General features: G+C 65.7%; 24 protein-coding genes. 10 read left to right on the top strand and 14 right to left on the bottom strand.

What is annotated here, in order from left to right:
* Positions 1 to 34: 34 nt before the first annotated feature.
* The 7 genes from ACFULT_RS05505 to ACFULT_RS05475 form a co-directional block, all read right to left on the bottom strand.
* The gene (locus ACFULT_RS05505; RefSeq protein ID WP_037114333.1) at positions 35 to 1,495 is read right to left on the bottom strand and encodes a rhamnulokinase family protein; all 1,461 of its coding nucleotides are present in this window, start codon (positions 1,493 to 1,495) and stop codon (positions 35 to 37) included.
* A 7-nt stretch (positions 1,496 to 1,502) separates the two neighbouring features.
* Positions 1,503 to 3,563, bottom strand: a complete 2,061-nt coding sequence (locus ACFULT_RS05500; protein ID WP_080733128.1) for a bifunctional rhamnulose-1-phosphate aldolase/short-chain dehydrogenase — start codon at positions 3,561 to 3,563, stop codon at positions 1,503 to 1,505.
* A 3-nt stretch (positions 3,564 to 3,566) separates the two neighbouring features.
* The gene (gene rhaI / locus ACFULT_RS05495; RefSeq protein WP_094719636.1) at positions 3,567 to 4,736 is read right to left on the bottom strand and encodes an L-rhamnose isomerase; all 1,170 of its coding nucleotides are present in this window, start codon (positions 4,734 to 4,736) and stop codon (positions 3,567 to 3,569) included.
* Positions 4,737 to 4,747: 11 nt separating this feature from the next.
* The gene (locus tag ACFULT_RS05490) at positions 4,748 to 6,094 is read right to left on the bottom strand and encodes an MFS transporter (RefSeq protein WP_019663735.1); all 1,347 of its coding nucleotides are present in this window, start codon (positions 6,092 to 6,094) and stop codon (positions 4,748 to 4,750) included.
* A gap of 55 nt (positions 6,095 to 6,149) precedes the next feature.
* Positions 6,150 to 6,488, bottom strand: coding sequence for an L-rhamnose mutarotase (locus tag ACFULT_RS05485; protein ID WP_019663736.1), 339 nt, complete (start codon positions 6,486 to 6,488; stop codon positions 6,150 to 6,152).
* A 148-nt stretch (positions 6,489 to 6,636) separates the two neighbouring features.
* On the bottom strand, positions 6,637 to 7,788 hold the full coding sequence (locus ACFULT_RS05480) for an RNA polymerase sigma factor (protein ID WP_378480914.1): 1,152 nt from the start codon (positions 7,786 to 7,788) through the stop codon (positions 6,637 to 6,639).
* Positions 7,789 to 7,828: 40 nt separating this feature from the next.
* Entirely contained in the window at positions 7,829 to 8,236 is a 408-nt protein-coding gene (locus tag ACFULT_RS05475; protein WP_094719637.1) for a YciI family protein, read from the bottom strand.
* Between the two features lie 156 nt (positions 8,237 to 8,392).
* Here ACFULT_RS05475 and ACFULT_RS05470 point away from each other — a divergent pair, with 156 nt between their 5' ends.
* The gene (locus tag ACFULT_RS05470; RefSeq protein WP_037114338.1) at positions 8,393 to 9,187 is read left to right on the top strand and encodes an alpha/beta fold hydrolase; all 795 of its coding nucleotides are present in this window, start codon (positions 8,393 to 8,395) and stop codon (positions 9,185 to 9,187) included.
* Here the strand turns inward: ACFULT_RS05470 and ACFULT_RS05465 are convergent.
* The 4 genes from ACFULT_RS05465 to ACFULT_RS05450 all read right to left on the bottom strand — a co-directional run bounded on the left by ACFULT_RS05465 (position 9,184) and on the right by ACFULT_RS05450 (position 13,223).
* Complete coding sequence (locus ACFULT_RS05465) at positions 9,184 to 10,737, bottom strand: alpha/beta fold hydrolase (protein ID WP_378480862.1); 1,554 nt, start codon at positions 10,735 to 10,737, stop codon at positions 9,184 to 9,186. The genes ACFULT_RS05470 and ACFULT_RS05465 overlap by 4 nt on opposite strands.
* Complete coding sequence (locus tag ACFULT_RS05460) at positions 10,734 to 11,465, bottom strand: MerR family transcriptional regulator (protein WP_094719586.1); 732 nt, start codon at positions 11,463 to 11,465, stop codon at positions 10,734 to 10,736. Before ACFULT_RS05460 ends, ACFULT_RS05465 begins: the two co-directional genes overlap by 4 nt.
* A gap of 64 nt (positions 11,466 to 11,529) precedes the next feature.
* Positions 11,530 to 12,180: a DUF3159 domain-containing protein gene (locus ACFULT_RS05455; RefSeq protein ID WP_255122705.1), complete on the bottom strand. Its 651-nt coding sequence runs from the start codon at positions 12,178 to 12,180 to the stop codon at positions 11,530 to 11,532.
* 140 nt (positions 12,181 to 12,320) lie between these two features.
* Positions 12,321 to 13,223, bottom strand: a complete 903-nt coding sequence (locus ACFULT_RS05450; protein ID WP_371828904.1) for a DMT family transporter — start codon at positions 13,221 to 13,223, stop codon at positions 12,321 to 12,323.
* Positions 13,224 to 13,314: 91 nt separating this feature from the next.
* Here ACFULT_RS05450 and ACFULT_RS05445 point away from each other — a divergent pair, with 91 nt between their 5' ends.
* From ACFULT_RS05445 to ACFULT_RS05410, 8 genes are all read left to right on the top strand, one after another.
* A complete protein-coding gene (locus ACFULT_RS05445; protein WP_037114349.1) occupies positions 13,315 to 14,289 on the top strand; it encodes a LysR family transcriptional regulator in 975 nt (324 codons plus the stop codon).
* Positions 14,290 to 14,322: 33 nt separating this feature from the next.
* A complete protein-coding gene (locus ACFULT_RS05440) occupies positions 14,323 to 17,841 on the top strand; it encodes a proline dehydrogenase family protein (RefSeq protein ID WP_378480861.1) in 3,519 nt (1,172 codons plus the stop codon).
* 17 nt (positions 17,842 to 17,858) lie between these two features.
* Positions 17,859 to 18,263, top strand: a complete 405-nt coding sequence (locus ACFULT_RS05435; RefSeq protein ID WP_019663745.1) for an SRPBCC family protein — start codon at positions 17,859 to 17,861, stop codon at positions 18,261 to 18,263.
* 181 nt (positions 18,264 to 18,444) lie between these two features.
* Positions 18,445 to 19,008 (top strand): alkyl hydroperoxide reductase subunit C, encoded by a 564-nt coding sequence (gene ahpC, locus ACFULT_RS05430; RefSeq protein ID WP_037114445.1) that lies wholly within the window; start codon positions 18,445 to 18,447, stop codon positions 19,006 to 19,008.
* A 131-nt stretch (positions 19,009 to 19,139) separates the two neighbouring features.
* Positions 19,140 to 20,723: an alkyl hydroperoxide reductase subunit F gene (gene ahpF / locus ACFULT_RS05425; RefSeq protein WP_094719589.1), complete on the top strand. Its 1,584-nt coding sequence runs from the start codon at positions 19,140 to 19,142 to the stop codon at positions 20,721 to 20,723.
* 22 nt (positions 20,724 to 20,745) lie between these two features.
* Positions 20,746 to 21,867, top strand: a complete 1,122-nt coding sequence (locus ACFULT_RS05420) for a CdaR family transcriptional regulator (RefSeq protein ID WP_378480860.1) — start codon at positions 20,746 to 20,748, stop codon at positions 21,865 to 21,867.
* A gap of 94 nt (positions 21,868 to 21,961) precedes the next feature.
* Entirely contained in the window at positions 21,962 to 23,140 is a 1,179-nt protein-coding gene (locus ACFULT_RS05415; protein WP_378480859.1) for a glycerate kinase, read from the top strand.
* A 9-nt stretch (positions 23,141 to 23,149) separates the two neighbouring features.
* Positions 23,150 to 23,671, top strand: coding sequence for a WhiB family transcriptional regulator (locus ACFULT_RS05410; RefSeq protein ID WP_378480858.1), 522 nt, complete (start codon positions 23,150 to 23,152; stop codon positions 23,669 to 23,671).
* Between the two features lie 7 nt (positions 23,672 to 23,678).
* On the opposite strand, the gene nadE is transcribed toward ACFULT_RS05410, so the two are convergent.
* The 3 genes from nadE to ACFULT_RS05395 form a co-directional block, all read right to left on the bottom strand.
* Positions 23,679 to 24,527, bottom strand: a complete 849-nt coding sequence (gene nadE, locus ACFULT_RS05405) for an ammonia-dependent NAD(+) synthetase (protein WP_378480857.1) — start codon at positions 24,525 to 24,527, stop codon at positions 23,679 to 23,681.
* Between the two features lie 41 nt (positions 24,528 to 24,568).
* A complete protein-coding gene (locus ACFULT_RS05400; RefSeq protein ID WP_378480856.1) occupies positions 24,569 to 25,078 on the bottom strand; it encodes a CinA family protein in 510 nt (169 codons plus the stop codon).
* A 159-nt stretch (positions 25,079 to 25,237) separates the two neighbouring features.
* Positions 25,238 to 25,948, bottom strand: a complete 711-nt coding sequence (locus ACFULT_RS05395) for a GAF and ANTAR domain-containing protein (protein WP_378480855.1) — start codon at positions 25,946 to 25,948, stop codon at positions 25,238 to 25,240.
* A gap of 228 nt (positions 25,949 to 26,176) precedes the next feature.
* Here ACFULT_RS05395 and ACFULT_RS05390 point away from each other — a divergent pair, with 228 nt between their 5' ends.
* Positions 26,177 to 26,344 (top strand): hypothetical protein, encoded by a 168-nt coding sequence (locus ACFULT_RS05390; RefSeq protein WP_155290464.1) that lies wholly within the window; start codon positions 26,177 to 26,179, stop codon positions 26,342 to 26,344.
* Positions 26,345 to 26,361 lie beyond the last annotated feature (17 nt).

Below are 26,361 nucleotides of genomic sequence, written 5' to 3'. Positions count from 1 at the left end.
CAATCCTTTGTCGTGTGTGTCATAACGCTGTGTGTCATAGAGATGCCGCCTGGTGGGAGGACGCAGGTTCGTGACGAACGGGAGGGAAGGTGGTTGCGACCGTGTGCCGCAGCCGTGTCAGATCTCCGGAGATCCACCCGTGGGTCCGTGCCTGTACCAGCACGTTACCCAACGCGGTCGCCTCGACGGGCCCGGCCAGCACGTCGAGTCCGGACCTGTCGGCGAGAATCCGGCACAGCAACGAATTCTGTGCTCCGCCGCCGACGACGTGGATCCGCCTCACATCGATGCCGGCGAGGTCCGCGGCGTCGTACACCGCGGCGCTGAAAGCGACGGCCAGGGATTCGACGATCGCCCGAACCATCTCCACCCGCGACGACGGAACCGCAAGGCCACGATCGGAGTACCAGGCCGCGATTCGTGACGGCATGTCGCCACGAGGAAGGAACATCGGATCTTCGGCGTCGAAGACATGCGTGGGAGCCGGGCAGTGTGCCGCTGCCGCCAACATCTCCGGCAGGTCCACCGCCGCGCCGTCGGCTCTGCTCCACTCGCGCACCGATTCCGACAGCAGCCACAGACCCATCACGTTGTGCAACAACCGGTTACGGCCGTCTACCCCGGCTTCATTGGTGAACCCCGCGTCGCGCACTCGGGAATTCACCACCGGCGAGGAGGTCTCGGCGCCGACGAGGCCCCACGTGCCGCAGGAGATGTAGACCGCCGAATCCGGATCCATCGGTACCGCGGCGACCGCGGACGCGGTGTCGTGCGAACCGACAGCGGTGACCGACACGGACGGATCACCGTCCACCACACCGGGCAGGATCGGACCCAGAACCTCGCCCGGGTCGACGACACCGGGAAACAGCGACCTGTCGATTCCCAGGCGATCCAGCAGGACACCGTCGAGCACGCCGTCGGTACCGAAAATGCCCGTCGTCGACGCGTTGGTGCGCTCGGCGACCTCGCGGCCGGTGAGCCAGTACGAGACGAGATCCGGCACCAGCAGCACGCGGTCCGCTGGTTCGAGCAGACCGTCGGCCCGGTCCACCGCAAGCTGGTACACGGTGGTGAACGGGAGGAACTGCAAACCGTTGCGGGCGAACAACTCCGCACGGTCGACGACGGATTCCACGAGCTCGACGCCCCGCTCGGATCGTTCGTCACGGTAGTGATGCGGCAACCCGACCAGGCGCCCTCCGCGCATGAGGCCGTAATCGACGGCCCACGAATCGACTCCGACGCTCACCAGGTTGTCCGCGTCGCGAGCGGCGTCGGCGAGACCACGCCGAACATGCCCGAACAATCCGGGCACGTCGGTGTGCAGCGCTGCCCGCGACCCGTTCCACAGCCGGCAGGGTTCGTTGGGAAAGCGGGTGACGACGTCCAGACGCAGTACGTCCCTGCCTGCGGTATCGGTGCCGACGGTGCCGACCACGACGCGACCGCTCGTCGCACCGAGGTCGACGGCCGCGACCTGAGCTGTACTCATGCCCGTCTCATCTCAGGAAGGCGGCGGCGACACCCGCGTCGACAGGCACGTGCAGTCCTGTCGTGTGCGAGAAGTCCGACGTGCACAGTGCGAACGCGGCATTGGCGATGTTCTCCGGCAACACCTCTCGCTTGAGCAGGGTGCGCTGCGCGTAGAACTTGCCGAGGTCGGCCTCGTCGACGCCGTAGACCGCTGCGCGGGACGCTCCCCAGCCGGCGGCGAAGATGCCCGATCCCTGCACCACCCCGTCGGGGTTGATGCCGTTCACCTTGACACCGTGCTCTCCCAGCTCGGCGGCGAGCAACCGAACCTGATGTGCCTGATCGGCTTTCGTCGCCGAGTAGGCGATGTTGTTGGGTCCGGCGAACACCGAGTTCTTCGACGAGATGTACAGGATGTCGCCTCCCATCTTCTGGGCGATCAGCGCAGCTGCCGCGGCACGCGAGACCAGGAACGATCCGCGAGCCATCACGTCGTGCTGCAGATCCCAGTCCGCGACGGTCGTCTCCAGCAGAGGCTTCGACAATGAGAGGCCGGCGTTGTTGACCACCAGGTCGATACCGCCGAACGCGAGCACGGTCGCATCGACAGCTGCCTGCACCGCAGCTTCGTCGGTGACGTCGGCCCGAACTCCGATCGCCACGTCCGTCGATCCGATCTCGGCCGCTACGTCGGATGCCTTCTGCGCGTCGAGGTCGGCGATGACGACGCACGCCCCCTCCGCGGCCAAGCGTCTGGCGATCGCCTTGCCGATGCCCGACGCCGCGCCGGTGACCAGGGCGATGCGCGTCGCGAGCGGCTTGGGTTTCGGCATCCGAGCGAGCTTGGCTTCTTCCAGCGCCCAGTACTCGATGTCGAACTTCTCCGACTCGTCGATGGGGCTGTAGGTGGACACCGATTCGGCGCCGCGCATCACGTTGATCGCGTTGACGTAGAACTCACCCGCCACCCGGGCGGTCTGCTTGTTGGCGCCGTAACTGAACATGCCGACGCCGGGAACCAATACGATGGCCGGATCGGCGCCGCGCATCGCGGGTGAATCCTCGGTTGCGAAGCGCTCGTAGTAGGCCTGATAGTCCTTGCGGTACGCCTCGTGCAGGGTCTGCAAGCGTTCGACGGACTGCTCGATCGATGTGTCTGCAGGGAGGTCCAGAACGAGGGGCTTCACCTTGGTCCGCAGGAAGTGGTCGGGGCAGCTGGTGCCGAGCGCGGCCAGACGCGGATGCTCGGCGGCAGCCAGGAAGTCCAGGACCACGTCGGAGTCGGTGAAGTGCCCGACCTTGGGTTCGTCGGTGGATGCCATCCCTCGGATGTACGGTGCCAGGGCTGCGGCCTTGGCGCGTCGCTCGGCCTCCGGCAGGGCCGAGTAACCGTCCAGCGGGGCACCGAACGGTTCTGCTCGGCCGTGCTCGGCGAGGTAGGCCTGGGCAGCGCGGATGATCTCGAGCGAGTTCGCCTCCGACTCCTCGGACGTCTCACCCCATGCGGTGATGCCGTGTCCGCCGAGAATGCAGCCGATCGCCTGCGGATTCTCGGCTTTGATCGCGGAGATGTCGAGTCCGAGCTGGAATCCGGGTCGCCGCCACGGAACCCACACCACCGTGTCGCCGAATATCTTTCGGGTCAGTTCGGGGCCGTCCGCGGCGGTCGCGATCGCGATGCCGGAGTCCGGATGCAGGTGGTCGACGTGTGCGGCGTCGACGAGTCCGTGCATCGCGGTGTCGATCGACGGCGCCGCTCCCCCGCGTCCGTGCAGGGTGTAGTCGAACGCCGCGACCATCTCGTCCTCGCGGTCCAGCCCCGGGTAGACGTCGACCAGTGCGCGCAGCCGATCGAGCCGCAGGACGGCCAGGCCGGACTCGGTCAGCGTTCCGAGATCGCCGCCGGATCCTTTCACCCACATGAGTTCGACATCAGCACCGGTCACCGGGTCGGTGTCGATTCCCTTGGCGGAGGTGTTACCACCGGCGTAGTTGGTGTTGCTCGGATCGGACCCGAGACGGTTCGATCGTGCCAACAACGCTGCGACAGTCCGGTTCATCGTGTTCGCTTCCTGCTGTGTCGTCATAGCTCATGCACCCCAGGAGGTCTGGGTGCCGCCGACTCGGTCGGCTTCGATCTGCTGCTGGTAGCCCGATTCCGCGAAGGCTCGCATCGGGTCGGCCGGTAGACCGCGGTTCTCACGCCACTCGGCGAGCCGTGGACGCACGTCGGTGTAGAAGGCATCCATGAAGATGCCGTTGGCGCCGAGCACGTCTCCGGCTTCCTGCGCCGTGGTGAGTGCCTCGGTGTCCACGAGAGCCGCACGCAACGTCATCTCCTGGACGTTGAGGACGGAGCGAATCTGCCCGGGGATTTTCGCCTCGACGTTGTGACACTGGTCCAGCATGAGCGCGAGGTCCGACTCGGGCGCGAGCCCGCCGCCGCGGATGACCTCGAACAGAATCCTGAACAGCTGGAACGGATCCGCCGCGCCGACGATCAGGTCGTCGTCGGCGTAGAAGCGTGAGTTGAAGTCGAAGGAACCGAGTTTTCCGAGGCGCAGAAGCTGCGCGACGATGAACTCGATGTTCGTTCCCGGCGCGTGGTGCCCGGTGTCGAGGCACACTGCCGCCCGCTCACCGAGGGCGACGGTGTGCGCGTAGGACGTGCCCCAGTCCGGTACGTCCGTCACGTAGACGGCAGGCTCGAAGAACTTGTACTCGAGCACCAACCGCTGGCCGTCGCCGACGTGCTGGTAGATCGCGGCCAGCGATTCCGCGAGACGGTCCTGCCTACCGCGGATGTCGCCCTGACCCGGGTAGTTGGTGCCGTCGGCCAGCCAGACCTTCAGGTCCTGCGAGCCGATCTCGGTCATGACCTCGAGGCACCGCAGATGGTGGTCGATCGCTTTCTGCCGCACGGCTTTGTCGGTGTGCGTGAGACTGCCGAACTTGTAGTCGTCGTCCTGGAAGGTATTGGAGTTCACCGTTCCCAGACGAACACCGAGATCGGCGGCGTAGGACTTCAGTGTCGTGAAGCTGTCGACGTTGTCCCACGGGATATGAAGCGCGACAACGGGGGCCAATCCGGTGAGCCGATGCACGGTGGCTGCGTCGGCGATTTTCTCCTCGATCGTGCGGGGTGTGCCGGGAGTGCCGAACACCTTGAAGCGGGTCCCGGAGTTTCCGAAGGCCCATGACGGGAGTTCAATGGCGAGGGCGTCGAGAACGGCGTCGGGACTGACGGTATGTGTGGTCACGGCTCGTGTAGTCACAGTGCAGGCTCTCGGGTCTGGGTGACTCCGTCTCGGGAGTCGGGAAGTTCAGGGGACACGACCGCACCGTATCGCTCGGTCTCGATTTCCGGCAGGGACTTTCCACGCGTGTTCGGCGCGAAGATCGCACCGATCGCGAGGGCGACGGTCAGCAGGCCGATGAGCAGCAGGCCGACGGTGGTGAGCCCGGTGGCGGCGAGCAGGGTCGGGAAGAAGTAGCTCAGCAGGCCGGTGGCGGTGCGGACGACGAAGAACATGAAGCCCTGTGCGCTGGCACGGTACGGCGTGGCGAACAGCTCGCTCGCCCAGAGGCTGTAGAACGCCTGGGCACCGATGCCGCTGGAGATACCCCAGGTGATGGCGAAGATCAGCAGTGTCGGAAGTCCGTTGTCGGTGAAGAACACCAGGATCGCCCAGGCCGCGATGCCGAGCAGAGCTCCGATGGAGTAGAGCAGCTTCTGGGACACGCGATCGGCGAACTTCATGAAGCCGAAGTACGTGGCGAGCACGGTGCAGCCCCACACCAGAACCTGCAGGAGATTCTGTTCGACGGCGCTCTCGACGCCTGCGCTCTCGTACACACGCGGCATGAAGATGCCTGCCTGTCCCGCGACGGTGTTCCAGAAGCCGTAGATTCCGATGAGGACCAGCAGCGCGGTGATGTTCACTTTCTTGGTGAACAGACCCTTCAATCCTGCTGCACCGAACGTCTTCTCGCGTGCAGCGGCCCCTGCGGTGTCGCCCGTTTCGTTCTTCCAGATCACCGACTCCGGCAGGCCCTGGCGAATCCACCACACCACCGCGGCCACGACGAAGAGGTGCAGGAAGATGATGCGCGAGCCGAGCAGATCCAGGGGCGCGAGCAACGCGGCGAGTGCGAATCCGACGAACGGCCCGACCGACCACGCCAACTGTGCGGTTCCGACGTGTCGCGCCCGCTCACGTGACGGCGCCTGTTCGGCGATGTACGTCCACGAAGCAGGGACGCCTGCTCCGACGGCGATGCCGGTGATCACGAACGCAGTCAGCAACATCGCGAAGTTCATCGCGAACGCTGCGATCAGCACACCGACCATGTACACCATCAGGTCGTAGGTGTAGATCGCCTTGCGGCCGAACCTGTCGCACAGCGGACCGCCGATGCCGGCGCCGATCGCCGCACCGAATGCATTGGCGCTGAAGGCCGCAAGCAGCCCGACGGCGAGGTTGCTGATGCCGAACTCGTTCTGCCACAACGTCAACGACGTGGCGATGGCGATGATCGATCCTGCTTCGATGTAGTTGCTCATCGCGACCGATATGGTCGCTCGCCACCCGGTGGTGGACTTGGCGCCGATCTTCATGAGGGCTCCGTGTTGTGAGGGGGTCGTTGTGAGGGGGGTCGTCAAGAGTGCGGGATCAGGGGAGATGGAAGTAGTGGTGCAGAAACTCGAGAGGGGCGTCGGGGCGCGCCGCGGGCTCGAAGTACTGGGCCATGGTGGCCTGCCAGCGTGCGTCGACGTCGGTCGCGCTCATGGCCGTGGTCATCGCCGCGGGGTCGTCCGACTCGACGTAGCCGACGACGAGACCGTCCTCGGGTCGAAGGAACAGCGAGTAGTTCTTCCACCCCGTCTCGCGCAGAGCATCGAGCATCTCCGGCCAGACGGTCTCGTGCGCGGCCAGGTAGTCCTGCACCCGCTCGGGGCGCAGTTTCAACAGGAAGCACAGCTTCTTCGTGTCGGACAGAACCGATGCCATGGAGGACCTTCTCGACGATCAGAGTGTGGGGGCCACCATCGACTGTTGCAGATTCGACGGGATTGAAACGTTTCAATCGATGGCTTGGATCACATTAGGGCTCGCCAGTGCGCCGCGTCAACCCCTTGTCTCGGGAGTCCGGCCCTCTCTATTCGGCCTCGCGCATCGTCCTGCCCAGACGCGACGCCTGCAACGACAGGTGATGACGCTCGGCGAGGTTCGACGCCGCCTGTGCCGCCTCGGAGTACAGCCGCGCGGCCGAGACCAGGTCACCCGCCTTTTCGTGGAGGTACGCCGAAGCAGCGGCGAAGCGGGGCATGCTCGGATCCACTGCGCCGAGCGCCACGAGACCCGCGGCCGCGCCGTCGGCCTCCCCCACTGCGACAGCCCGATTGAGCTGCACGACAGGGCTCGCGGTCACGGCGAGAAGTTCGTCGTACCAGCTCACGATCTGCACCCAGTCGGTCTCGTCGACGCTCCTGGCGTCGGCGTGCAGCGCGGCGATCGCGGCGTGCGCCTGGAACTCACCCAGTCGGTCGCGCGCCAACGCGGCCTGCAGGATGTCGACGCCTTCGGCGATCAGCGTCGTGTCCCACTGTGATCGGTCCTGCTCGGCCAGGGGAACGACGCTGCCGTCGGGGCGTGTCCTGGCACTCCGGCGGGCATGGTGCAGCAACATCAGCGCGAGAAGACCGGACGTCTCCTCGTCGGAGATCGATGCGGCCAACTGCCGGGTCAACCGGACCGCCTCGGCCGCGAGGTCGACGTCGCCGGTGTACCCCTCGTTGAAGATCAAATAGAGCACCCGGTGAACCGTCGACAGATCCCCGTTCTCCGTGAATCGCACGTGCCCGACGGTTTTCTTCGCGCGGCTGATGCGCTGACCCATCGTCTTCTCCGGGACGAGGTATGCGTCGGCGATCTGCTTGGTGGTCAGGCCACCGACTGCGCGCAACGTCAACGCGACCGCCGCCGACGGCGTCAACGACGGATGCGCGCACAGGAAGAGCAGCTGCAGGGTGTCGTCGACGTTCTGGGTGTCCCCCGGTGGCGGCTCGGCCAAGGTCCGCAGCTCCCGTGTTCGACGGGCTTCGTCGGCTCGGTGCACGTCCAGGAACTTCCGCCAGGCGACGGTGACGAGCCACCCCTTGGGGTCCGACGGCATCCTCGTCGGCCAGGACGTCGTGGCCTGGATCAACGCCTCTTGGACGGCGTCCTCGGCTGTCGCGAAATCGAGTCCGCGACGAGTGAGGACGCCGATCACAGAGGGAGTCAACTGCCGGACCAGGGCGTCGTCCATCCCGGGCTGATCCGGAGTCGTGTCGGCCCCGGGGTGCATGTCAGTCTTCGATGGTGGTGGGCGTGCTCATCAGCGGGCGGACCTCGAGCCACTCGTGAATCGGCTTGCCGCCTGCACCGGGTGCTGCGGACAGCTCGGCCGCGAGTTCGAGGGCGCGGTCGTAGGAATCGACGTCGACCACCATCCACCCGGCGACGAGGTCTTTGGTCTCGGCGAACGGGCCGTCGGTGACCGGCGGCTTTCCCTCGCCGTCGTACCGGACCCACGCCCCGGCCTGCTTCAGAGCCTGACTGTCGACGAACTCGCCGGTCTCCTGCAGCGTGGCGGCGAAGTCGTCCATGTACTTCAGGTGGGCCTCCACCTCGTCCTGCGTCCATTCGTTCATGGGGACATCGTTGACTGCCTCGGGAGCGCCGCGGTAGTGCTTGAGAAACAGGTACTTGGCCATGATGGTCTCCTTCTGCGTGCGTTCGTGCAGCCCCTTCGGCTGCATCCAACACTGGGACGGAACCGGGTGAGTGTTTTCGACATCATCCACGAAGATATTTCTCCGATTCGGCGAAGTAGTAGGTGTTACCTCTATTCACAGCTACTATGTGCTCCCATGAAGATGCGGTACGACGTCGCCGGTAGCGGTCCCACTCTCGTCCTCGTTCACGGAGTGGTTCACCGGAGGCAGGCATGGGATCCGGTCCTCGACCTACTCACTCCCTATCGACGGGTGGTCACCGTCGACCTGCTCGGTCACGGCGAGTCCCCCGCACTCGAGGCGAACGTAACCGATCCGCTCGGCTACGTCGTCGATGCCCTCGACGATCTGCTCGGAGACTTCGACACTCCGGACGCGAAGCCTCACATCGGGGGTAACTCACTGGGGGGCTGGCTGGCGATCGCCATGGCGTGCCGCGGGCGAGTGGCGTCGGCGACCGCGCTGTCTCCCGCCGGATTCTTCGTGAACGACCTCGATCGACGTCGCGCGATCGGCACGTTCCGCGTTCTGCGAACCCTGGCCCGCGGAATGGGTGAGCATGCGCCTCGTCTGCTGTCCTACAAAGCCGTGCGCTACCCGGCCATCTCCGCGTTCTTCGCCCACCCCAGCCGAGTGCCGTATGCCGACGCAGTGGTGGACACCGCGTCCCTGGTCTCCAACACCTTCGTCGACGAGGGACTGGAGGCTGTGTTCGAACTGCCTGTCGCGGCGGAGCCGCAGGTTCCGATCACCATCGCCTGGGGCCGACGCGACCTCACCCTGCCGTTCTACGAGCGTGCGGTCGCGAAGCGGAACCTGCCGCACGCCAAGTTCATCACCGTGCCTGGCGTCGGACACGTCCCGATGAGTGACAATCCCGAGCTCATCGCGTCGATCCTGTTGGCAGGAAGCGAAACTCGCACGGTCTAGTCAAGAGCGCAGCGGGTGCCTTCGGGCGGAGATTTCAGGTCCACGAGGTACTCGGCCACAACCGTGTCGACGCAGTCGTTCGCTCCGGAGAACGCGACGGTGTGTTGGTCTCCGTCGACGGAGAGCAGTGAACCACCCAGCGTGTCGGCAAGACTGACACCACCCGCGTACGGCGTGGACGGGTCGCCGGTGATGGAGATGGTCAACGTGTCCGGCAGACCGTCGATGTCGGTTGCGTACGGGAATCCCAAAGTGGGTTCGACGGGCCAGGATTCACACGGGTCGCGTGCGCCGTCCGGCCCCAGACCGGAGTCGGTGAACGGTGCGACGCCCTGAATTCGCTCCTTGAGCTCGACCTCCTGCTCGGCAGTGTTGCGCTGCTCGTCGTTGCAGTTGATCGCGTACAGCGCCTCGGCGAAGTTCGGGTACGCACCGTCGACGTCACGCCCGCCGAACACGTCACTGATCTTCAGCAGCGTCTCTGCTTGCCCCACCTGTAGTTCCGCGATGCCCCGGGTGATGACGGGCCAGACGGTCGAGTCGTAGAGACCGGCGATCACGGCCCCGTAGGCGGCGTCGAAGTCCATCTTCCTGCCGCCCGGGGTGACGATCGGATCGTCGATCAGCGGGCGGACGATGTTCTGGAAATTCTCGACGGACCTCGTCGGATCCTGGCCGAGAGGGCAGTCGGGCTTGGTGGCGCAATCCGCAGCCATGGCGTCGAATGCCTCTTGGAACGCCGTGAACTGGTCGATCCGACGGTCCGCAGTGCTCTGCAGTGGATCGATGGCACCGTCGAGCACCATGGCACGAACGTTCTGCGGGAACATCTCTCCGTAGACCGCGCCCAGGCGCGTGCCATAGCTTTGTCCGAGGTAACTGAGCTGGTCGTCGCCCAGCACTTCGCGCAGCACATCCATGTCCCGGGCTGCGTCACGGGTTCCGACGTTCGCCAGTACGTCCTCGCCGCCGGACCGCTCGGCACACTGCTGAACCAGCGCGCGTGCCCCGTCTTCCGACAGCGTTCTCGCTCCCGTCAGAACCGTCGTGTACGCCTCGCCTGCTTCGTTCTCGGAGTCGGTGAAGCAGTCGACAGCCGGCGTCGAGGCCGCAACGCCGCGTGGATCGAATCCGACGATGTCGAATTTCTCGGTCAACGGGCTGTTTGCCAGCGTTGTCGCCGCAGCTGCGGCCATACTCATGCCAGGTCCTCCGGGGCCACCCGAGTTGAGGAGCAAAGACCCGATGGGCTCGCCTTTCGCGGGAACTTTCAACAGCGCGATCTGCGCCGTTCGCCCGTCCGGGTCGTCGTAGTCGAGCGGGACATCCACTCGCGCACACTGGAAGGTCGGATCGCTGACGAACGCTGCCTCGTCGGTCGACGTCGTGCCATACCCCTCGCATGGCTCGAACGTCACCGCTTGACCGTAGAAGCGATCCAGATCGGCAGTCGTATCCGGTTCCAGCTCGGCCTGGCTACACCCTCCGAGGACGAGAACTGCTGCGGCCAGGACGCTTACGGTCCGGCGTGGTCGGTGACGATAGATCACGAGTGGCTCACTCCTGGTGTGTTCAGAATGACGGAAATCCTGCGCAGAACATCGTGTTGGGCGGGGTTGTACAGCTCTTCCACGGCTACCGCGAATGCTCGTGTGGCCCGCTCCTTACCGAGCGCCGAGGTGTTCGCGTCGAACAATCCCGGATACCGCATCGTCAGGTCCTGGATGTGTGGAGCCATCCGCTCGGCCAAGTCGATGCGGGTGGCCTCGTCCGCGTCTCGCGGAAGCGACTGGAACTCCGTGTCGGTGGATGTACGCGGAGTGTTCCTGATCAACTCGCCGTACGCATCGAGTGCGGAGGGCGTCAGAATCGTGGTCGCGAACGACACGAACGTGCGGTCCGGTTCGGAGAGCTCCGCGGCCGCGTCTGCGAACTCCGCAGGCAGATCTGTCGGGACCGAATCGCGAAGAATGATCGCGAGCTCCGTGCGTGCTCGCTGCAACCGTTCGATCGTGGCCTCCAGCTCGGCATCGAGGGTTCGGAGGGCCTGCTCGGGATGCTCGCGACTGTCTCCCAGTGCGGCTATCTGCGCCAACGAGAAGCCGAGGTCGGTCAGCCGTCCGATCTGCAACAGCCGAACGAGATGCCGAACGCCGTACTGTTTGTATCCGTTCGACGTACGCTCGGGCTCGTCGAGCAGACCGACGTCGTGGTAGTGCCGTACCGATTTCAATGTCGTCCCCGCCAGGTCGGCTACCTCCCTGGTGCTCCAGCCCATACCGGACACTCCTCGCAGATCGGATCTCGTGGGTTTCAGTCTGAACTGTGCCCTTACGGCACAGTCAAGAGGTTTCGTTCACCAGCCGCTTCGTGGAGCGTCGGAAAGCCCAGACGGTGACCAGGATCGCGAGGGCGAACAACGGGGTGCCCATCGAGATCCTCGCGAACGCCAGCCATCCGGTGGCGTCGGTGTCGTAGAGGTGGTCCTGCACGATGTAGCGCGCGCCGAACAGCAGCACGAAGGCGCCGGTCGCGATGTCGTGCGCGCGCAGGGTGTAGCGATTCGATCGCCACTGGTACTTGTTGCCGTGCAGCGCGTTCCACAGGAGGCCGGTCAACGGTCGACGTGCGAGCAGGGACAGCATCATCAGCGCACCCATGACCAGGCTGGTCCAGATCCCGATCAGGAAGTATCCACCGGCCGAGCCCGTCCATGCCGCTACGGCACCCGCCGTCACGACGCCGATCAGTCCACCGCTCGCCTGGACGATCGGTTCACCGCGCACCATCCTCAGCACTGTCAGCACGACGGCGATGGCGACGGCGACTCCGATGGCGATCGGAAGCGAGACCAACGCATTGGCGGTCACGAACGCGACCACAGGTACAGCGGTGTAGATCATGCCGCTCACGCCGCCGAGGTTGTGCAGCAGGAGTTGGGTGGCGTCGACTTTCTTCTCGTCTTGAATCGGTGTGGAATCCGGAGTCGTCATCGTGTCCTCCTCGTGTCGAAGTCGTCGCTCTGTCTGTTCCCAGAGTCGTCGACACGGAGGGTCCACAACAGTGCAGACGGGAATCGAAACTGCGCTACTTCGTCACGGGTCGGGCATGACAGATGTCAGGAACTGCCAGGTCAGAGGGCTTTCACCTCGGGCCGGACAGGTACCGACGCGATGCGCTCGGCCGTCAGGACGGTTCCCACCGTCGCGGCGATGACCAGTCCGATGGCGGTCAGCCGGATCGCCCCTGCCGTTTGATGCAGGAGCAGCCACCCGGCCAGTGTCGCGAAGATCGGTTCGAGGGCCAGGAGGACGCCGAAGACGTTGCGCGGAATGATCCGCAACGCAGCGAGTTCGAGGGTGTACGGAACGACCGACGACAACAGCGCAACCACCGTTGCGAGGGCAAGGGTTTCGGGGTCCGCGAAGGCGGTGAGCCCCTGCATCATCCCGGCCGGAAGTACGCAGACGGCGGCGATCACCATGGCCGCAGCCAGGCCACCTGTGCCGGGAACCGTTGCCGCTACCCGTGCATTGGTCAGGATGTAGAGAACCCAGAACGACGCGGCGAACAATGCGAACATGATTCCGACAGGATCGAGACTCGTTGCGTGTACGGCGGATTCGACGCCCAGCAGCACCATGCCGACCAATGCGAGGCACGCCCATCCGACGTCGGCGCGCCTGCGTGACAGGACAGCGGCCAGAACGAGTGGTCCGAGAAACTCGATCGACACCGCCACGCCGAGAGGGATTCGATCGATCGCGGCGTAGAAGCATCCGTTCATGGCGGCCAATGCGAATCCCAGCGCGGCCATGCTCTTCCATTGCGCCTTCGACCATCCGCGCACCCGTGGACGCACCAGGAGAAGCAGCAGAGCGGCTGCGATGGCCAACCGCGCCGCAGTGACGGCCCACGACCCGGCGACAGGAAATATCTGAACGGCAAGAGCTGCGCCGAACTGCAGGGACAAACACGACCCGACCATCATCGCCACTGCTGAGCCCGTGCCGGGTGTCCGGGAGGTTGCCGTCATGACAGTGAATGCTTCTCGTGTAAGTCACGTAAGTCCAGCGAATCATTTTGTAGAATAACAGTCACTATTGCTTACCTATGACGGGAATCCGATGCTCAACGTCCCTCGCCTGCGGATCCTTCTCGAATTACACCGGCGCGGCACGCTCGCCGAGGTAGCCCGTGTGATGTCCTACACGCCGTCCGCGGTGTCACAGCAGCTGTCGCTGCTCGAGAAGGAGTCCGGCGTTCGGCTGCTGGAACCGGTGGGGCGAGGGGTGACGTTGACCGACGCCGCAGTCGGACTCGCCGCCCACGCCGAGATCGTCCTTCGCCAACTCGAGGAAGCCGAGGCGGATCTCGCGTCCGCGCAATCGGCCGTTCAGGGAACATTGCGGGTCGCGTCGTTCCAGACGGTCGTGTTCGCGATCGTGCCCGCAGTGCTGGACCTGCTGGCCGCCGAGGAACCCTCGCTGACCGTCGAGTTCGACCAGCTACAGGTCTCCGCCGCCTACGACGGTCTGCTGTCGCACTCCTTCGACCTCATTCTGGGCGAGGAATACCCCGGCATGCCCGAACCCGTCCGAGACAACATCGACCGGGCGGACCTCGCCGCCGATCCACTGCTGCTCGCCGTCCCGTCCGAGGCCGCCTGGTTGCCGTCCGCGCGTACCGACCTGGCAGGCCTGTCCGACGTGCCCTGGGCGATGGACCCGCCGGACAGTGCGACGGGCACGTGGGCCCGGTCGGTGTGCCGTGCCGCAGGATTCGAACCCAGGGTCCGCTTCGTCAGCCCGGACCCCCTGATGCATGCGCATCTGGTGCGCACCGGCCACGCCGCGGCGTTCATCCCCGCGCTGATCGCCGCGACCCAGTCCGACGGACTCGATCTCCGCGCACTACCGGGGCGTCCGGACCGAACCATCTACACGGCAGTCCGCGCCGGGCGCGCAGGTCACCCAGCAATTCGCGCGTTCCGAGCAGCGCTCGCGTCGACGGCGGCATCTCGAACCTCCGAGTGGAACACCGCCGATCGACTTCGCATACAGAATGGACTGGTGACATCCGAAACAAGCCCTGCCCGCTAGTCGAAGCCCGTCGATCCTTCAGGAGTGTGGACCATGGCACCGAGGACGCGCGAACAGCTGGCGGACGACGCGGTTGCCCTGGCACGGCGTTGGGTGACACGCTCCGCCGACCGTCCCGCCGATCGTGCCGCCGTCCGTCTGGCGGGCCTGCTGCGCGACGAGCGTGGTCTGGAGTTCGCCGTGGGGTTCATCGACGGCGTCGTACGACCGGAGGATGTGCGGGTCGCCGCCAGAAACTGGGCGCATCTGACGGACGGTGATCTGCCTGAGTTCCTGGGCGTGCATCTGCGCGTCGCCCTTCGGCTCGGCAACGTGGCCGCGAGGATCGCACCGGCATTGGTCGTCCCCGTCGCGAAGAGGGCTCTGCGAGCGATGGTCGGCCATCTCGTGCTCGACGCCTCGCCGCGCGCACTGTCTCGCGGTCTCGCTCGCATTCGCCGGGACGGAATGCGTCCGGGCATCAATCTGCTCGGCGAGGCCGTGTTGGGATCGGACGGGGCTCGGGCACGTCTCGACGGAACCATGGCGTTGCTGGCGCGATCGGATGTCGACTACGTGTCCGTCAAGGTGTCGGCGGTCGTTGCGCCGCACTCGCCCTGGGCGTTCGAGGAGGCCGTCGCACACACCATCGACGAGCTCGCACCGCTGTACTCGGCGGCCGCGCAGTCCGGCACACCCAAGTTCATCAACCTGGACATGGAGGAGTACCACGATCTCGATCTGACGATCGCAGTGTTCACGACCCTGCTGGACCGACCTGAACTTCTGTCGCTTCAGGCGGGAATCGTGTTGCAGGCATACCTTCCCGATTCGCTGTCCGCGATGATGCGGCTGCAGGACTGGGCCGCCCAGCGCACCGCACGCGGAGGCGCCCCGGTCAAGATCCGCATCGTCAAGGGCGCGAATCTTCCGCTGGAGCGAGTCGAATCCGCTCTGCACGGATGGCCCCTGGCCACGTGGTCGTCCAAACAGGACACCGACACCAACTACAAGCGCATCGTCGACTACGCGCTCGACTCCGATCGAATCCGCAATGTGCACATCGGCATTGCCGGGCACAACCTGTTCGACCTCGCCTGGGCACGGTGTCTCGCCGAACATCGCGGCATCGACTCCGGATACGAATTCGAGATGCTGCTGGGCATGGCGTCGGCGACGGCACAGGTGATCGCCGAGGACACCGGCGGGATGCTTCTCTACACCCCCGTTGTCGGCGCCGACGAATTCGACGTCGCGATCGCCTACCTCGTCCGCCGGCTGGAAGAAGGAGCAGCGCCGGAGAACTTCATGCCCTCGATGTTCGAACTGACCACCGCGAGCGGGCACCCGACCCCGCAGTTCACGATGCAGGAGAATCGATTCCGTGCGTCGCTGACCGCGCTCGACGACTCCGTTCCCGCGCCGCGACGGATCCAGAACCGCACCACCGACAACACCGGCAGCACCGACAGCGCCGACAGCGCCGACAGCGCCGACAGCGCCGACAGCGCCGACAGCGCCGATGTCGCAGTACCGTTCGCCAACACTCCCGACACCGATCCCTCCGTGGCCGCCAACAGACGGTGGGGCCGCGGCATCCTCGAGCGCGCCGAGGCGTCGGACATCGGGGTGGAGCTCGTCACCGAGTACACCGTCGACGATCCCGTCCGCCTCGACGAGCTGATTCAGCAGACGTGCGACGCAGGGGCGGGCTGGGGTTCGCTCCCGCCGACCGAGCGAGCACGCATCCTGAGGTCCGCGGCGCGCGAGCTGTCCAGCGCACGTGCGGACCTGCTCGAGGTCATGGCCGCGGAATGTGGCAAGACCTTGGAGGAGGGCGACCCCGAGGTCAGCGAGGCCATCGACTTCGCCAGGTACTACGCCGAACTCGCCGAGGAGCTTTCACGGGTGGACGGCGCACTCCATCGGCCGAGGCGTCTGACCGTCGTCACACCGCCGTGGAACTTCCCGGTGGCCATACCGGCCGGATCGACGCTGGCTGCACTCGCTGCGGGTTCTGCCGTCGTGATCAAGCCTGCGCCGCAGGCGAAGCGTTGCGGGTCGGTGATGGTCGACGCTCTGTGGCGGGCTGGCGTGCCGCGAGAGGTGTTGCGCCTCATGCACGTCGACGAGGCGTCCCTCGCCGGCACCCTCGTCGCGGATCCGCGGGTCGATCAGGTGATCCTCACCGGTGGCTACGAGACGGCAGAGCTGTTCCACCGGCTGCGCCCCGACATTCGACTGTTCGCGGAAACGAGCGGCAAGAACGCCGTGGTCGTCACACCCGCAGCCGATCTGGACCTGGCGGTGAAGGACCTTGCGAGGTCTGCCTTCGGCCACGCAGGCCAGAAGTGCTCCGCAGCGTCCCTGGCGATTCTGGTCGGATCCGTCGGTACGTCGGATCGTTTCCTGGGCCAGCTGGTCGACGCCGTCCGGTCCATGAAGGTTGCGTACCCGACGGACCCCGAATCGCGTATCGGCCCTCTCGTCGAACCTGCGAGCGGCAAGGTTCTCCGGGGTCTGACCCACCTCGACCCTGGTGAGTCGTGGTTGCTCGAACCCCGTGCACTGGACGACGAGGGCCGGCTGTGGTCGCCTGGGATACGCGTCGGCGTGTCTCCTGGTTCCGAGTTCCATCGAACGGAGTACTTCGGTCCGATCCTCGGCATCATCACCGTCGCCACTCTCGCCGAGGCGATCGAGGTGCAGAACGACGTCGACTACGGGCTCACCGCAGGCCTTCATTCCCTCGACGATGCCGAACAGGCGCAGTGGATCCAGGAGGTCGCCGCGGGCAACCTCTACGTGGGCCGGGGCATCACCGGTGCCGTCGTGCGACGGCAGCCCTTCGGCGGGTGGAAGAAGTCGACGGTCGGCACGGGGAGCAAGGCAGGAGGACCGAACTACCTCGTGGGTCTGTCCGACTGGTCTCCTGCGCCCGCGTCCGGCACGACCGTCGGCTGCGTGGTCGACGCGTGGGCGGAGAAGTTCCTGCGCGAGACCGCGCTTGTCGGCGACGACCTCGACTTTCTACGGCGTTCTCTGGCAAGCGATCTCGTGGCGTGGGACACGGAGTTCGGCGTCACCCGTGACGTATCGAATCTCGGGGTGGAGGCGAACGTGCTGCGCTACCTTCCTGCCCCGGTGACCGTGCGAGCGGAGGCCGACGCTCGCCCCGTGGAGGTTCTGCGCGTCGTCGCAGCCGGATTGCGTGCCCGTTCCACTCTGCGCCTGTCCGTGCACGCGTCCGTCGCCCTCGGAGAGGGCGTGCTCGGGTTCCTGACCACCAACGGCGTGTCGGTCGACACCGAAACGGACTGGGCGCGTGCGGTTTCGCACGGCGGGGCCGACAGAACCCGCGTCGTCGGGTCCGGAACCGACGTGCCCACCGGGCCGTCGGCCGCAGTGTGGTCGGGCGCCGTGACCGAAGCGGGTCGCGTCGAGATGCTGCCGTTCCTGCGCGAGCAGTCCATCAGCATCACCCATCACCGGTTCGGCACCTACCGCGAGATGCCTCGGGTGGACGCTCTGCTGAACATCGCGACAGGCGGCGACCGTTTCGATTCGCCGTGAACGGCTACTCACACCGCATGCGCCTGAACCTTCGTCGCGGGATGCCCGTCGTCGAACTCCCCATGTCCGTTCCGCCTGCCGCGGCATGGGAGGTTCTGGTGGACCTGACGGCATGGCCGGTGTGGGGTCCGACGGTGGCCGGCGCCGAACTGGACCGACCCGGTCCGCTTGCCCTGGGTTCCCGAGGCCGGGTGTTCACCCCGGTCGGAGTGCCTCTGCCGTTCCGCATCACCGAGTTCGAGGACGGCCGACTCTGGGCGTGGCGGGTGGCGGGTGTGCCGGCGACTCGGCACGAGGTGATCCCCGACGGCGAGGGCTGCGTGGTGAGCTTCGGCGTACCGATTTGGGCGCCCGCGTATCTGACGATCATGGCCGTTGCGCTCCCCCGGATCGAGCGATTGGCTGCGGAACGCGCGCACTGATCGCGGGAGGCTGTGTAGTCCGTCACGCCCGGACCTAGGTTTGATCGAGTCCAGAAAGCCCACGCTGGATCGATAAGCTCGAGCTATCGAGATCTGAGCAATCATCGATTGGCCCGATCAATCCAGGGTCATTAGGGTCGTCAACCGACACCAACGCACCCGAATACGAATGAGGCCGTACATGTCGCTCATCAACAAGAAGATCAAGCCGTTCACCGCTGAGGCCTTCAAAGACGGTGCCTTCGTTACCGTTTCCGACGAGGACATCAAGGACAAGTGGGCGGTCTTCTACTTCTACCCCGCCGACTTCACATTCGTCTGCCCCACCGAGCTCGGCGACCTCGCCGACCACTACGACGAGCTGCAGCGCCTCGGCGTCGAGGTGTTCTCGGTCTCGACCGACACCCACTTCACCCACAAGGCGTGGCACGCGTCGTCCGACACGATCGGCAAGATCAAGTACACGATGATCGGTGACCCGACGCTGAAGATCAGCACGGACTTCGAGGTTCTCCGCGAGAACCAGGGCCTCGCCGACCGCGGCACCTTCCTGGTCGACCCGGACGGCGTCGTGCAGTTCACCGAGGTGACCGCAGAAGGTATCGGCCGCAACGCATCCGAGCTTCTCCGCAAGGTCAAGGCCGCACAGTACGTGCGCAGCCACCCGGGTGAGGTCTGCCCGGCGAAGTGGGAAGAGGGCGAAGACACCCTCGCACCGTCGCTGGAGCTCGTCGGCAAGATCTGATTCGTTCGGATCGATGCGCAGCGGCACAGGAGCGTCAAAGCCCTGTGCCGCCTGCGCATCCCCCACGTTCGGATCACTCGGCCCGAGCTGAGAATCCACGACCATTCCTTCCGATCTCAGGAGTACACCTCATGCTCGACGCCGCACTCGCCAATCAACTGAAGACCCTGCTCCAGAACGTGACGCAGCCGATCGAGCTCGTGTCCTCTCTCGGCGACGCACCCAAATCCGTCGAACTCGGCGAACTTCTCGACCAGATCGCCGGACTGTCGGACTCGGTCACCCACTCCCGCACCGGCACCGACCCGCGCAAGCCGTCGTTCGCCATCCGTCGGATCGGCACCGACATCGAGGTCCAGTTCGCCGGTATCCCGCTCGGACACGAGTTCACCTCTCTCGTGCTCGCGCTGTTGCAGGTCGGTGGCCACCCCTCCAAGGAAGACGCCGCGCTGCTTGCCCAGGTCCGCGACCTCGAAGGCGACTTCTACTTCGAAACCTACTTCTCCCTCTCCTGCCAGAACTGCCCGGACGTGGTGCAGGCGTTGAACGTGATGGCTGTACTCAACGCCAACGTCAAGCACATCGCCATCGACGGTGCCCTGTTCCAGGACGAGGTCGACGACCGCGGCATCATGGCCGTTCCGTCGGTGTTCCTCAACGGTGAGCCCTTCGGGTCCGGCCGCATGACCCTCGAACAGATCGTCGGCAAGCTCGACACCGGCTCCGCGGAACGCACCGCGACAGCGATCTCCGAGAAGGACCCGTTCGACGTGCTCGTCGTCGGAGGCGGCCCGGCGGGTGCAACCGCAGCACTCTATGCTGCGCGCAAGGGAATTCGCACCGGCGTCGTCGCCGAGCGCTTCGGTGGTCAGACGCTGGACACCATGGGTATCGAGAACTTCGCGTCCGTTGCGTACACCGAAGGACCGAAGTTCGCCGCCGAACTGGAGAACCACGTTCGCCAGTACGACGTCGACATCATGAACGTCCAGAACGCCACCAAGTTGACCCCCGCCGCCACACCGCAGGGACTTGTCGAGGTCGAACTCGCCAGCGGCGCACGGCTTCTCTCACGTAGCGTGATCCTGTCCACCGGCGCACGGTGGCGCTCGATGAACGTTCCCGGCGAGACCGAATACCGCAACAAGGGCGTCACGTACTGCCCGCACTGCGACGGCCCGCTGTTCAAGGGCAAGCGCGTCGCCGTCATCGGCGGCGGCAACTCGGGCGTCGAGGCAGCGATCGACCTGGCCGGCATCGTCGCGCACGTCACCCTCGTGGAGTTCGACTCGCAACTGCGCGCCGACGACGTTCTGCAACGCAAGCTCCGCAGCCTCCCCAACGTCGACATCCTGGTCAGCACCCTGAGCACCCAGGTCATCGGCGACGGTTCCAAGGTCACCGGGTTGGCGTACACCGACCGCACGAACGACACCGCGCACACCGTCGACCTCGACGGAGTGTTCGTTCAGATCGGCCTGCTGCCCAACACCGAGTTCCTCTCCGGCACCGTCGATCTCACCCCGCGCGGGGAGATCATCGTCGACGATCACGCACGGACATCGGTACCGGGCGTCTTCGCAGCAGGTGATTGCACCACCGCGCCGTTCAAGCAGATCATCGTCGCGGCAGGATCGGGTGCGACGGCAGCGCTCAGCGCGTTCGATCACTTGATTCGCACCAGCACCCCGGCCGAGGAAGCAGTCTCGGTCTGACGCTCCCGGGTACGCTCGGGCGATGCTGACCGCCGAACTCGCCCAGCGCGTGGTCGACCAAGTGCGTCCCGTTGTGGCACACAACGTCAACATCATGGATGCGCACGGCATCATCATCGCGTCCGTCGATCCAGCACGCCTGGGCACGCTGCACGACGGTGCAGTGCGGGCGCTCGAGCGTGGGGACGTCGTGCGGATCGACGCCGACGGTGCCGATCCGGACATGCGCGAGGGTGTGAACGTTCCGTTCTACCTGGGCGACGACGGGGCGGAACCCGGCGCGGTGAAGAACGAAGCAGCGGATATCGAGGCGGTGGGGGTCGTCGGAATCACCGGCGACCCCGCCGTCGTCGAGCCGCTCGCCCGCATCCTCGTGCTCACCGTGTCGCTTCTGCTGAAGCAGGAGCAGCACCTCGACGACTCGCGGTGGAGGGAATCGTCGCTGCGCGATCTACTGAACGCGATGATCGTCGACTCCCACGTGTCCGAGGCTCGCGTCGTGGCCAGGCTTCGCGACGTGGGCAGACCGATCCGGCCGCCGTGGTCGATCGTGACTGCTCGCGGTACGTCGCCCGGCCCGGCTGCGCTCGGTCGGTTCCGCAACAGCGTGGTGGGCATCGGCAACGTCGTCGCGTGGGAACGCGACACCACACTATGGCTCCTCGTCGGTTCGTCCGACGCCAGCACCCGCGCGGTCGTCGTCGATCGACTGCGCGCGGCTGGCGCCTCCGTCGTCACCGGGCGTGTGGGAGCGTCCACACCCGAACTGGTCGTCGACGTGCAGCAGATGGACGTTCTGCTCCGGCATCACCTTCCGGACGGCATCGTCCACGAGCTCTCCGCACTCGACATCGACATCCTCGTCGGTCGTCAGCCCGAGGCCATCGCGCTGGACTCTGCGAGGCGAATCCTCGGACCCCTGTCGGAGGCGTTGCGCGAGACCGCGGCAGTCCTGATCGAGAACAATCTGTCGATCGTGACGACGGCTTCTGCTCTGCACACCCACCGGAACACCGTCGTGCAACGGTTGAACCGCATCGAGCAACTGACGGGGCTGGACCTGCGGGTGTTCGACGACGCCGTGGCCATGAAGCTGGCCCTTGCGTCGGCCCGACGAGTCGATGCGGACGAGCTTGTCCGATGAGTGTGCGCCGCGCACCGATATCGGCGCCGATTCCGACCGAACAATGTGCACGAAGCCCATACCCCGACCGGAGTCGGTGACTTAACCTACTGTCATGGAACAGCACAGAACCGACGCGCGACGCACCACGATCGTCGTTGCCCCGGACTCGTTCAAGGGCTCCGGCACGGCCGCCGAGGTGGCGTCGGCGATGGCCGCCGGCTTCCGGGACGTACTGGGACCGGACGCGAGGATCGTCGAATGCCCGATGGCCGACGGCGGGGAGGGGACGCTGGATGCGCTCGCGGCATCTCTCGACGCGCGCATCAGCGAGATCGACACCGTCGACGCGATCGGACGACCCCGAACCGCGCGGATCGCAGTGTCCGCCGACGGCAGGACCGGCGTCATCGAAGCTGCTGAAGCCAACGGTCTCCCCCATGTCTCCGACGCCCCGCTGCAGCCTCTGCGAGCGGACAGTCACGGGGTGGGCGTGCTCGCCCGACAACTTCTCGACGACGGTGTCTCCGAGATCCTGCTGTGCATCGGCGGGAGCGCGAGCAACGACGGCGGTACCGGTTTCCTGTCTGCCCTCGGCGCACGTTTTCTCGACGGCGCAGGCAGTGTCGTCGAGCCGGGTGCCGCCGGCCTGGCGAACATCGACAGCATCGACGTCAGCGGCCTGCATCCGCGAGCAGGCGAGGTGACCGTTCGAATCGCCGTCGACGTCGACAATCCGTTGCTCGGAGACAGCGGTGCCGCAGCGGTGTTCGGGCCGCAGAAGGGCGCAACCCCGTCGGACGTGGAGACCATCGACTCCGGTTTGGCGCATCTCGCCGACGTGCTGAAGTCCGCCACCGGGACCGACGTCACCACGACCGAGGGCATGGGTGCGGCGGGCGGGTTGCCTGCTGCTCTCGCGGCCTACCTCGATGTGCAGCTGATGCCCGGGTCGGACATGGTCATGACTGCGATCGGATTCGAAGAACTGTGCTCCGACGCATCGATGATCGTGACCGGTGAGGGATCGTTCGATTCACAGTCGTTGCGAGGCAAGGTAGTTGCCGGTGTACGACGCGCCGCGCCACCCTCGTGCCCCGTCGTCGTCATCGCCGGACGGGTCGTCCTGACGCCCGAGGAGATACGCGGCGCCGGGGTCACCGCGGCCTTCTCCATCGCCGCCGGGCCGTCCACCCTCGAGGACATGTCCTCGCGGACAACGGAACTGGTACACGACACGGCCGCGCACGTCGCCGGCCTGTACAAGACGCTCGCGCAGCACGCGGCGGTGTGAAGGAGAACAATGTCGCTCGATCCGCATTCCGCCGTCACGCGCTACCGTTCGTTGCCGCCGAGCTTGCCTCAGCCCGTCGCCGAGCAGTGGGATTGGCAGCTGCGTGGATCGTGCAGACACGAGGACCCAGTGCTGTTCTACCCGCCGACCAGTGCACGCGGGCGGTCGCTCGCGGCCATGGAGGCTCGCGCCAAAGCCATCTGCACCGACTGCCCGGTACTGCACACCTGTAGGGACTACGCGATGGAAGCCGCCGAGCCGCACGGCATCTGGGGTGCCACCACATCGAAGGAACGGGCCCTGGCCGGTGCCTCGTTGGATATCGGGCCGGCACCGACACCACCGGCACCGACACCACCGGCACCGACACCACAGCCCCCGGAACCTCCGGCAGTGGAGACGATCGCGGAGGCCGAGCAGCCGCCCCGGCGCAAGCACCGCATCGGACCACCGCAGCGCCCCTACCGACGCATCCCTCGGCCAGACTCGGCCCAGCTCATCACCCCTGACCGGCCGCCGACGAAATTCTGACCGGCGCTCAGGTCCCGTCGTCGACGCATGTGCGCCACCACCGATCGTCCGGGGTCACCGGTGTGGTGCGTTTGTGGCGGGTCTTGGCATACCACTGTTCGATGATCGCCGCGGCTTCGTCGCCGACGGGGTCACCTTGGAGGTAGGCGTCGATGTCCGCGTAAGTGACTCCGAGTGCCTGCTCGTCCGGCAGCGCGGGCCTGTCGTCCTCCAGATCGGCCGTCGGCACTTTCTTCCACGTGGAGTCCGGCGCGCCGAGGTGTCGAAGTAGCTGCGCACCTTGGCTCTTGGTCAGTCCGCTCAGTGGCGTGAGGTCGGCCCCACCGTCGCCGTACTTGGTGAAGAAGCCCGTCACGGCTTCGGCCGCGTGATCGGTGCCGAGGACGAGTAGGTTCTCCTGGCCGGCAAGGGCGTACTGGGCGATCATGCGCTCACGGGCTTTGATGTTTCCCCGCACGAAGTCGTCGAGTCGCTCGACGCCGAGCGCCGAGGCCGCCGCCGCAGCAGATGCGACGACGGCATCATGAATGTCCAGGGTGACGGTGCGGTCCGGTTCGATGAAGTCCAGCGCCGTCGCGGCGTCGGCCTCGTCGGCCTGAGTTCCGTACGGCAGACGAACCGCGACGAAGGTGGCCTTCCCGCCCAATTCCGCGACCTCACGCACCGCCATTTGCGCGAACTTGCCGACCAAGGTGCTGTCCTGCCCTCCGCTGATACCGAGCACGAAGCCGGAGGCCCCACTGACCTGCAGGTAATCGGCAAGGAACGTGACCCTTCGGCGGACCTCGCTCGCAGACTCGATCAACGGTACGACATTCAATTCTCGCTGAATGGTGGTTCTGACGGCGTGATCCATGGTCTCCTGCCTATCTGATTGCGGGGTCGGCACACGAACCGCTAGGCATGTGCGCGTTGTCGGGTGTGTCGGAGAAGGCTGTTCAGCGCGAAGGACAGTGTCTGGGCCAGTATCTGTTCCGGTTCCCCGTCGAACTTCTTGCACTCGGTGTCGACGGCTCCACGATCGTAGATCGCGGCCCACACCGTCCCGGGTGGTTGGTCCTCCTGGCACTCCGGTCCGGCCTCACCGGTCACTGCGATGGTCAGATTCGCACCCAGCAACGACGCCGTCGACCGCGCCATCGCCGTGGCGGCGTCTTCACTGACCACCGGGCCGTCGGGAACATCGAGAAGAGAGTGCTTCACATCCGCGTGGTAGGCGACGATGCCGCCCCGATACCACTCCCCTGACGACGGTGCTTTGCCCAGCATGGCGGCGATGTTGCCTGCAGTGAGCGACTCGGCGGTACCGACGGCGACACCGTAGGTGAGGGCAAGGTCCGCGATCTTCGCGCAGACGTCGGACAATTGCGCTTCGGTGCTTATTCGCTGCTCGGGGTCCGTGGACATTGCACACTCCGAAAGATCGACTTCGGTGTGACGGCCAACCGACGGGACGGCCCTCAACCGTGAAGGGGGCTCGCCGGATGTTTCAGCGACTTACGGACGCAGACGTCGCGTCCAAGCGTGGCTTCCACATGTCGACTCGTTCGAAACCTCCGCGCGACATCAGCGCGTGGACGACGACTCGGAGCCCCGCCTGACGAGGTCTGCGGCCAGGGTTGCAACTGGAATGTTGTCGTTCTGGGACAGTCGAGCCAGAAGATCGAATGCTTGCACGGCATCGATGCCGAACCGCTCCATCAGCATGCCCTTGGCCTGACCGATCGTGTCCCGTGAGGCAAGCGCCGACGTGAACTGTTCGGTCTTGTTGGCTGCGTACAGCGCTACCGCGGCATGGGTGGCGAGTACCCCTCCCAGTTCTTGGTCGTCGTCACCGAAGGCATCGGCCGTCAGTGCGAACAGGTTGAGAGCTCCGATGGTGTTGCCGTCGGCGTAGAGGCGAAACGACAGGCTGCTGTGAACGCCTACTTCCACCGCGGCCGGACCGAACGCCGGCCACCGCGGATCGCTACGGAAATCGTTGCAGCGGAAGAATATCTCGGTCCGCGCAGCGTCGACGCACGGCCCCTCTCCCAGTTTCTCCTGAATCGCATCGAGGCGAACCGGCAGCTCGCTCGTTGCAGCGTGCGACTGATACTTCTTCGGCCCTCGAACCACGAGAATATCGGCGCAGTCGACGGCCGGAATCAGTGACCGGGCGCTCTCGGTCACTCCTCGCAGGGTGTCCTCGAGACTGGTGGGAGCGAAGAACGATCTCGTCGCGTCGGCAATCGCACGAGTGAGATCACGTCCCGATGCCGCATGGTCGTTTCCCATGATTTCCACCCTAGTTCAGGCGAGCAACCGTCCGTGCGCGGAAACGTCGTTTCGTCAACCACGTGCCCGCTTCCCAACGCCGAGTAGGACGGATAGAATCGAACACGAGAATACGTGCGCGCCAACCGAACACGGTGTGCGCGTATGTAGTCGTATCGCGGGCGTCGATCCTGCGGGCACCGGTGATCGAGGCCGCGACGGGTAGTTTCGTCGGGAAAGGACGCTGCTGTGAACGCAATCAAGGAAGCATCGGTGGACCAGCTCGATGCGATGCATCGCGATCTCGAACAACAACGGCGTGAGGCAATTCGTGGGAACGCGTCGGCGGAACAGGTCGCGGCCCTGGAGCGATCGATCATCAGGGTCGCCAACGAGTTCCGCCGACGCGGCATGTAGGACCAGCGGGTGGGATC

It is taken from the genome of Rhodococcus sp. NPDC057297, from assembly GCF_042667435.1.
Lineage (GTDB): Bacteria > Actinomycetota > Actinomycetes > Mycobacteriales > Mycobacteriaceae > Rhodococcoides.
The sequence above is the reverse complement of the archived record's forward strand: the minus strand, read 5'-3'. Positions and strand labels throughout refer to the sequence as shown.

What these genes read in the sequence shown, in the direction of transcription:
- ACFULT_RS05505 (WP_037114333.1), bottom strand. Translation starts at nt 1,495, where the DNA reads ATGAGTACAGCTCAGGTCGCGGCCGTCGACCTCGGTGCGACGAGCGGT.
- ACFULT_RS05500 (WP_080733128.1), bottom strand. Translation starts at nt 3,563, where the DNA reads ATGACGACACAGCAGGAAGCGAACACGATGAACCGGACTGTCGCAGCG.
- ACFULT_RS05490 (WP_019663735.1), bottom strand. Translation starts at nt 6,094, where the DNA reads ATGAAGATCGGCGCCAAGTCCACCACCGGGTGGCGAGCGACCATATCG.
- ACFULT_RS05485 (WP_019663736.1), bottom strand. Translation starts at nt 6,488, where the DNA reads ATGGCATCGGTTCTGTCCGACACGAAGAAGCTGTGCTTCCTGTTGAAA.
- ACFULT_RS05480 (WP_378480914.1), bottom strand. Translation starts at nt 7,788, where the DNA reads ATGGACGACGCCCTGGTCCGGCAGTTGACTCCCTCTGTGATCGGCGTC.
- ACFULT_RS05475 (WP_094719637.1), bottom strand. Translation starts at nt 8,236, where the DNA reads ATGGCCAAGTACCTGTTTCTCAAGCACTACCGCGGCGCTCCCGAGGCA.
- ACFULT_RS05470 (WP_037114338.1), top strand. Translation starts at nt 8,393, where the DNA reads ATGAAGATGCGGTACGACGTCGCCGGTAGCGGTCCCACTCTCGTCCTC.
- ACFULT_RS05460 (WP_094719586.1), bottom strand. Translation starts at nt 11,465, where the DNA reads ATGGGCTGGAGCACCAGGGAGGTAGCCGACCTGGCGGGGACGACATTG.
- ACFULT_RS05455 (WP_255122705.1), bottom strand. Translation starts at nt 12,180, where the DNA reads ATGACGACTCCGGATTCCACACCGATTCAAGACGAGAAGAAAGTCGAC.
- ACFULT_RS05450 (WP_371828904.1), bottom strand. Translation starts at nt 13,223, where the DNA reads ATGACGGCAACCTCCCGGACACCCGGCACGGGCTCAGCAGTGGCGATG.
- ACFULT_RS05445 (WP_037114349.1), top strand. Translation starts at nt 13,315, where the DNA reads ATGCTCAACGTCCCTCGCCTGCGGATCCTTCTCGAATTACACCGGCGC.
- ACFULT_RS05440 (WP_378480861.1), top strand. Translation starts at nt 14,323, where the DNA reads ATGGCACCGAGGACGCGCGAACAGCTGGCGGACGACGCGGTTGCCCTG.
- ACFULT_RS05435 (WP_019663745.1), top strand. Translation starts at nt 17,859, where the DNA reads ATGCGCCTGAACCTTCGTCGCGGGATGCCCGTCGTCGAACTCCCCATG.
- ahpC (WP_037114445.1), top strand. Translation starts at nt 18,445, where the DNA reads ATGTCGCTCATCAACAAGAAGATCAAGCCGTTCACCGCTGAGGCCTTC.
- ahpF (WP_094719589.1), top strand. Translation starts at nt 19,140, where the DNA reads ATGCTCGACGCCGCACTCGCCAATCAACTGAAGACCCTGCTCCAGAAC.
- ACFULT_RS05420 (WP_378480860.1), top strand. Translation starts at nt 20,746, where the DNA reads ATGCTGACCGCCGAACTCGCCCAGCGCGTGGTCGACCAAGTGCGTCCC.
- ACFULT_RS05415 (WP_378480859.1), top strand. Translation starts at nt 21,962, where the DNA reads ATGGAACAGCACAGAACCGACGCGCGACGCACCACGATCGTCGTTGCC.
- ACFULT_RS05410 (WP_378480858.1), top strand. Translation starts at nt 23,150, where the DNA reads ATGTCGCTCGATCCGCATTCCGCCGTCACGCGCTACCGTTCGTTGCCG.
- nadE (WP_378480857.1), bottom strand. Translation starts at nt 24,527, where the DNA reads ATGGATCACGCCGTCAGAACCACCATTCAGCGAGAATTGAATGTCGTA.
- ACFULT_RS05400 (WP_378480856.1), bottom strand. Translation starts at nt 25,078, where the DNA reads ATGTCCACGGACCCCGAGCAGCGAATAAGCACCGAAGCGCAATTGTCC.
- ACFULT_RS05395 (WP_378480855.1), bottom strand. Translation starts at nt 25,948, where the DNA reads ATGGGAAACGACCATGCGGCATCGGGACGTGATCTCACTCGTGCGATT.